3 protein-coding genes are annotated in these 2,582 nt (G+C 56.7%); 1 reads left to right on the top strand and 2 read right to left on the bottom strand.

The annotated features are described in order from the left end of the window. Positions 1-423: 423 nt before the first annotated feature. The gene (locus FS320_RS49310) at positions 424-1,326 is read right to left on the bottom strand and encodes a DUF1186 domain-containing protein (protein ID WP_162003597.1); all 903 of its coding nucleotides are present in this window, start codon (positions 1,324-1,326) and stop codon (positions 424-426) included. Positions 1,327-1,645: 319 nt separating this feature from the next. Beyond that, positions 1,646-2,389, bottom strand: coding sequence for an IS66 family transposase (locus FS320_RS41615; RefSeq protein WP_162003596.1), 744 nt, complete (start codon positions 2,387-2,389; stop codon positions 1,646-1,648). Between the two features lie 49 nt (positions 2,390-2,438). Between FS320_RS41615 and FS320_RS49305 the strand changes: the two genes are divergently transcribed. Next, the coding region (locus FS320_RS49305) for a DUF6429 family protein (RefSeq protein WP_244626992.1) at positions 2,439-2,582 on the top strand (144 nt) is incomplete at its 3' end.

Here is a 2,582-nt window from a genome sequence, read left to right as displayed (position 1 = left end):
CTTCGAAGCGGTGCGGGATCTGCAAGTGGATTGATCCCCATTGGACGGGGCCTCGGTACCAGATGCGAAGTCCGCAGCACGAGCTTGGCGGTGTCAAACCGTCAAAATCACTGTGCTAAGGATCTAGTTCGGCATATCACCTCAGCGCGCGACTGAGAGAACCCTAGCAGATCTACTCTTACTCACCTCGCCTTTGGTTACGCTGGTCCCAGTACTCAGGGGGAGCCTCGTCCATGCCGCTGCCTGTGCCACCGCCGCCCATGCGCCCGCTATCAGGGGAAGCGCACAGGTGGCAAGCGTGACAGCAGGAATAAAACGGAGCACGAAGGGGCGATCCAGTGCTGCAGATCTGAGAAACCGCCGATTGTGTCAGCTCGTGGGGTGCCCTCTTTCAGCAGACACGGAAGGAGGCGGGAGAGATCCTCAATGGAGGCAGCACTTCTTGAACTTTTTACCGCTGCCACATGGACAGGGATCGTTTCGGCCGACTCCCCTGAACGGGTCGGCAAAAGGAAGGAGCGTATCGGCAAGGAACAGGCGGGCATCTCCAGGCGTGGTAGCCCGCCGCACCTGATCCCGCTTGGCCGCATCCGAGAAAGCGTACCAGCTCGAGAGCTCGCCAATTGCATCCTTGAGCGGCTCGATCCTGTCGTGATGGAAACCTACCATGCGCTTGGGATCGGCCAGGGTGCGCCCTAGATCCTGGCAAAAATCGTCATAGCTCATGACCATGAGATCGATCAGACCGCGCCGGAAGGCTTGGCGGACAACATCAGACAAAGCCTCAAGGCCGAGGAGTGCTACGGCCCGTACCCAACCGGTCCAGACAAAGCTCTCATGCGCCGGTTGCAGGGTGTCATAGAGCCGGAGCAGGTACGCTTCCGTCTCGTCTCGAGGGATGCGCCCAATCGCCGTCAGATAGGCCAGCACCTCTAAGGCCCCAGCACGAACGAACTCATCCGCCTCCGACGCCTCAATCACGCCTTTGAGGGTGTCGAGATCGCTGTCATAGGTGCTGATCAGGATTTGTTTGAAGGTCGTCGTGATGCTATCGCCCAACAACGTTTCAATAGCTTCACTATCCTGCGCAAGATCGCATAAGTGCGGGAACACGCGTGTGTCCTGCTTCTCGCCCGCAAGGTGGAGGATAAAGAAGACTGCGCTCGCCGCCTCGTCCGATCGATCCGCTCCGCTGACGAAGCGCTCCAGTATGCTGAGCAGTGCGGGGGCGGCCTCGTCCCAGTTGTCGAGCGTCCATTGCATGGCCTCTCTGGGTAGATCGTGACCTGCACTCGCGAAGGCTTGGGTCGCGGCCTCAACGTCCATAGAGCTCCTCCGTCTCTTCATATGGGGGCAGCTATGCCCGGTATGGGCTAGTCATGGCGTGTAGATGTTGATGTGTTGCGCAGCTTTCCAGGACTGATCGGGCAGCAGTTGCCAAGGTGGCGCGTGCAGCCTTCTCACTCCAGGCCCTGTCAGGCTGGCGGCAACTCCTCGATACAAACCAAAGCTTCATCACGACTGTCTTGCGAATGCTGAAGCTGTGCTCGAGCGTTAGTCCTGATCCCTCATCCCTTAGAACAGGAGGGTCTACATGCGGGACGTTTGATGCCATGCCGGGGATGCTCCTTCTGCGTATATTCGATTATTCATCAATATCCGTGTGGCCAGACCGAAGAAAATCTAAAAAATTTCTCCCTCTATACTGTAGAGTTTGCTGGATGCTCAACAGAACGGCATATTCTTTCGCTCCTTTCGGAGTGCTTGCGATCAGGCCATTTCGCAACTTCACATACGCATGAACGGCGTGCTCCGCGTTATTGTTATTCCACGGCACATTATCGTATTCGAGGAACGTGAACAGCCTGCCCTTATTCTTCTCGATCCTCTTTCTCAAAACAGATCCGGCTTCTGTCTTACATTCGAGCGTTATGAAGCTCGCTGCCGACCGCTTGTGCTTTCTGAGGTGCCGCGCCTTCAGGCCATATGTGTCAATCGTTTCGACGATCTCTCGCAACAAATCGCCAAATCCCTGCGCGATCGACGCCAGTTCCTCATTGAACGGATTCTTACACACCTGCTCATTTATGTCCCGCATTAGGTGGATTAGGCACTTCTGTTGCGCGCAAGGCACCGAGTCGTATGCGGCATAGAAATCCGACACCAGAACTCCGCTGAACCCCTTCAATACCTCCTCCAAGATCACGGCTTCACGGGTTTCCGCATGTACGTAGGCAACGGAAGTCAGGTTCGTGAACACCCACATGTAGTGCCCACCACCGTTTATAGCACCTTTGGTGACGCCAGCTTTTGTCTCATCGGCGTGCACGAGAGGTCCCTGCGTGATCTGAGTGAGGATCTGGCGATACGTCGCTTCGTACGTATCCATCCGAGCGGGGCCGCGGGATTTTGGGTGCCGCGCGTGGTAACGTCGGTTCATGGAGATCGATGAGGACAAGATCGACGATGCCGTTTTGGCGCTGTTATGGCTGACGCTGCATAACGAGCGTTGTGCCTGGAAGGGCTTCGACTGGGCAACGACGGATCGGCTTCACAAGAAGGGCTTGATCGGCGACCCAGTC

This window comes from Microvirga tunisiensis (genome assembly GCF_009296175.1).
GTDB lineage: Bacteria > Pseudomonadota > Alphaproteobacteria > Rhizobiales > Beijerinckiaceae > Microvirga > Microvirga tunisiensis.
The sequence above is the reverse complement of the archived record's forward strand: the minus strand, read 5'-3'. Positions and strand labels throughout refer to the sequence as shown.

What these genes read in the sequence shown, in the direction of transcription:
- FS320_RS49310 (WP_162003597.1), bottom strand. Translation starts at nt 1,326, where the DNA reads ATGGACGTTGAGGCCGCGACCCAAGCCTTCGCGAGTGCAGGTCACGAT.
- FS320_RS41615 (WP_162003596.1), bottom strand. Translation starts at nt 2,389, where the DNA reads ATGGATACGTACGAAGCGACGTATCGCCAGATCCTCACTCAGATCACG.